Here is a 4,063-nt window from a genome sequence, read left to right as displayed (position 1 = left end):
ACGCAAGTCGTGAGGTTTGAAGGTGCGCTCCGTCCCTACTCTATTTTCTCCACTCCTAGCTAACATCGCCTTAGATGGAATTGAGAAACATCTAAACGGATTAACCTACAAAATTGAACACTACAAGAAAGACAAAAATGGGGACCTCGTTCTCAACAAACAAGGTAAAAATAAGGGAAAACCAAGGGTACTTTGTACTGAATACAGACGACCATTCGGTTTCATCAGGTACGCCGACGATTTCATAGTTACAGCCCCCAACGCTGAATGTATGTCAGCAGTTATACCTCATATAACTGCCCTACTTAAAACAAGAGGGTTGGAACTCAATCTTGAGAAAACCCAGATACGACATGTCGAACAAGGCACTAACTATCTCGGCTTTAACATTCGGAAATATGATGGGAAAACCATCATCAAACCCGAAAAAGAAAAAGTTCTCGGCAAACTGCAAGAAATCAGAAAATGGCTCAAGGACAATGTTAATGCATCCGCTGAATCCGTGATAAACTACCTCAACCCTATTATCAGGGGATTTGCTAACTACTACAGAACTGCCTGTTCCAAAAAAGTCCTCAGTTACTTTGACAGTAAAATATGGGAAGCTCTTTATAAATGGGCACGTAAAAAGCACGTCAGCTTAAACCGTAAAGAAGTTGTTAGAAAATACTTCAATATCGGTATACAACACCCAGCTTATAAAAAATGGGACTTTCTAACCTTCACTAAAGACCGTAGAAGTAAAGAAAAAGTTTTATCACTTTTCAAAGCCGCTACCGTCCCAATCGTGAGACATGTTAAGGTGGCTGGCACAAATTCCAAAGATGACCCGACCTTGGTAAAATACTGGTCCCAAAGAGCTATGTCCACAGGCAATTTCATATTTGCTGACAATAGCAAATACCAGAAAATAGCACTGAAACAAGGCTACAAATGTCCAGTATGTGGCGAACACATCCACAATGGAGAACCACTTCATCTACATCATATTATCCCTATTAATTCTGATGGCACAGAAGAACTGGAAAACCTGACTTGGATGCATGAAGCCTGTCACAAAATAACGCATACTAAGAAGTCCAAAAAGGAAAAAACCGAACCTACAGGTGAGAATTGGGTAGTTACTGAGGCTTGAGCCGGATGATGCGAAAGTGTCAAGTCCGGTTCTTAGGGGAGGTGTAAAACTTGACAACAATAGTCCAACCCCGGATGACCTGTATCAAGCTGGTGGCGACACCAACACCTTACCCGACTATGGCTCCAAGGGAAAAGCTGAAAAGCTGGCACCGTTGGTTAGAGGATGGAGGAATTACCACAAATTCTGTAAGATGAATGGAACGCGCAACTCGCTATACTTCATCCAAAAGAGAACTTACAAGGTATTCAACAAGGAAGCCAAGAATAACCGACATTCAAGTAAAACTTTACTTAATGAAGCATTCCCAGCAGTTCCTTACTCCGAGAATAAACACGTTAACGTCCAAGGTACAAAATCACCTTTCGACGGAGACATCACCTATTGGAGTGAGCGTAATAGTAAACTCTACGATGGTGCAACCTCTAAAGCTCTTAAAAAGCAAAACCATGCATGTGGATACTGTGGCATGAAGATGCTACCAGGTGAAACAGTCCACCTACATCACGTAGACGGCAATCACCAAAATTGGAAAGCAAAGAACCTTCTAGCCACACATGAAAGTTGTCACGACTACATACACATGAGCAAGGGGAAACCCTAGAACATCGGTCCCCGGATGCACGGAAACGGGCACGTCCGGAACTAACAGAGAGGGACGGAGGATAATACCTCCTCTCGACTCTACCAGAAAGGTAAGAACGGAAGAAAGAAAGCTCGAAACCGATACGCACGCAAACACTTGCAGATAAGTAGAAAACGTACCGAACACGCCAAATCAAGGGCTGGGAAAATCCTGCTCAAAGTTTGTCAACCTTATTTACTCGGTAGAGGTTATATCCGGCTTTGAGGTGGCAAAATGCCCAACCAAACATGGCAACTACGATCAAAAACGAGTATTCGAGTTGGGCATTTTGCCTTTGCGTAGCGCCCCCTGCGGGGCTAGGTTGACCAACTTTGAGTAAGTATAATGAAGCGGCGCGTCACGTCATGCGGTCTAACGACTTAGTGGTCTACGAAAACTTGCAGGTTAAAAATATGGTGCGTAACCATCATCTAGCAAAAAGCATTAATGATGCTGGATGGAGACAGTTTCGGAGTTATCTAGAGTACTTGGTTGGGTCGATGGCGGATATTATTCCGCGCACCTCCCAGGCGCGATCCGGACGTGCCCCTTTCGGTGCATCCGGGGACCGATGTTCTAGGGTTTACCCTTGCTCATGTGGATATAGTCGTGACAGCTTTCATGTATCGCTAGAAGGTTTTTAGTTTTCCAGTTGTTATGATTGCCGTCGATGTGGTGTAGATGTACTTGTTCTTCACCGAGCATCTTTAATCCGCAATGACCACATGCATGGTTTTGCCTTCTTAGGGCTTTAGAGGTTTCGCCGTCGTAGAGTTTGCTGTTGCGCTTGCTCCAATAGGCTAAATCTCCGTCATATGGTGATTTAGTGCCTGTGACGTTTACATGCCCATTTACTGAGCATGGCACGGGTGGGAATGCTTTATCAACTAGTGCAGCAGTGCTGCATCTGTTGTTTTTGGATTCCTTGTTAAACACTTTGAATGCTCTGTTTCTTATGAACCAGAGCGAGTGTTTTGCACCAGTCATTGTGCAATGCTGGTGGTATTGTCTCCATCCTCTAACTAAGGGGGCGAGTAATCTCGCTTTTTCCTCAGAGCCATAGTTTGAGCAGTTGATTATTTCTTTGACTTTTTCCTTGAATGCTTTGTGGTTGCTTTTTGATGGGTAAGTTCTGAACTTCCCGTTTTCTTGCACTTTAAATTCGTTAAACTAAGCGGTTATCTCACGAGAACCGCTCGTCTTCAGAACCGGACGTGAAACTTTTGCCTCATACGGCTCCTCTCCTACTTGACTCTTGTCTGGAGTACCTTGCTTGTGGGATTTGTGACAATTTAAACCATCTTGTTTTGTCTTTTGGTCATGACAGTGGGCGTGTAATAGTTGAAGATTAGTGTATGAGTTAGACCCACCATTAGATAATGGTTTAATATGGTCTATTTCCCATAAATCTCCTTCTTTAAATAACGCACCACAATGGTTGCATTTGCCTTTTTGTTTCTTTAGTAAAGTGGCTTCATTTTTTCTTAAATCTATGCTTCTTCCTAGTCTGGTAGCCCAGTAAACGTTATCACCGTCGAAGAAAGATTTACTTCCTTTGACTTTGATGTGACGAACTATGGGAGTATCTGCATGAGTTATTAAGGTTTCCTTTCCTTCCTTGAAGACCCAATTTCTCGAACCTAATGGAGATGCTTCAGAATGGTAGTACTTGTCGTTCAACCAAGTTTTTGATTTGTTGGGATGACGACGTTTACTCCATCTTTTAAGTAGACAGTAGGTTAAATGGTCTAACCGAGCAAAAGCTACTTTGCTTACTCCTGTTGAATGATAATTGCACCATCCTCGGATTATAGGATTAAGAGCGATTATCAGATTTTCCTGTTTAGCCGTTTTATGATTACGCACTACGTTAGCTATTGCCTCATAGTGCTTCTTAATGGACTTTTTGGAAGGTTTAATTAAGGTTTTATAGCCTCTTTTTTGATTATTGACCTTGTATTGCCGGATATTGAATCCTAAAAAGTCAAAACCTGGTTTGTCTCCTTGCAGTGTATGAACTATTTGGGTCTTTTCAGATTTTAATTGAAGTCCAATTGGTTCTAGAAAAGTTTCAAGAATTTCTCTAGCCTTTTCTATAACTTCTTTGGATTTATGAATGCAGACAAAATCGTCAGCATATCTGATAAATGAAAAAGAGTCAAGATTGTCTCTTTTGCATCCTTTCCAGGTTTTCACCCATTCGTTCAGTATTGTTTCCATTCCATGAAGGGCTATATTGGATAGTAGTGGACTTAATAGAGTAGGGACGGAGCGCACCTTCAAACCTCACGACTTGCGTGTTT

General features: G+C 42.2%; 2 protein-coding genes and 3 pseudogenes. 3 read left to right on the top strand and 2 right to left on the bottom strand.

What is annotated here, in order from left to right; genetic code table 11:
* Positions 1-22 precede the first annotated feature (22 nt).
* The 3 genes and pseudogenes from DP117_RS33835 to DP117_RS36810 all read left to right on the top strand — a co-directional run.
* Positions 23-1,135 carry a group II intron maturase-specific domain-containing protein gene (locus DP117_RS33835; RefSeq protein WP_339381158.1) on the top strand — a complete coding sequence of 371 codons (1,113 nt, stop codon included), beginning with the start codon at positions 23-25 and terminating at the stop codon, positions 1,133-1,135.
* Positions 1,136-1,250: 115 nt separating this feature from the next.
* Positions 1,251-1,739: pseudogene (locus tag DP117_RS33830) on the top strand (HNH endonuclease); the annotation flags it as partial.
* A 374-nt stretch (positions 1,740-2,113) separates the two neighbouring features.
* Positions 2,114-2,248: pseudogene (locus DP117_RS36810) on the top strand (RNA-guided endonuclease TnpB family protein); the annotation flags it as partial.
* An 88-nt stretch (positions 2,249-2,336) separates the two neighbouring features.
* Here the strand turns inward: DP117_RS36810 and DP117_RS33825 are convergent.
* Together DP117_RS33825 and DP117_RS33820 are read right to left on the bottom strand one after the other, a co-directional pair.
* Positions 2,337-2,921, bottom strand: a pseudogene (locus tag DP117_RS33825) (group II intron maturase-specific domain-containing protein); the annotation flags it as partial.
* A 9-nt stretch (positions 2,922-2,930) separates the two neighbouring features.
* Positions 2,931-4,037, bottom strand: coding sequence for a group II intron maturase-specific domain-containing protein (locus tag DP117_RS33820; protein ID WP_339381157.1), 1,107 nt, complete (start codon positions 4,035-4,037; stop codon positions 2,931-2,933).
* Between the last annotated feature and the right edge of the window lie 26 nt (positions 4,038-4,063).

Origin of the sequence: Brasilonema sp. UFV-L1 (genome assembly GCF_012912105.1) — a bacterium.
In the GTDB taxonomy this organism is placed as follows: Bacteria; Cyanobacteriota; Cyanobacteriia; order Cyanobacteriales; family Nostocaceae; genus Brasilonema.
This window is presented reverse-complemented; position numbering and strand designations above follow the sequence as displayed.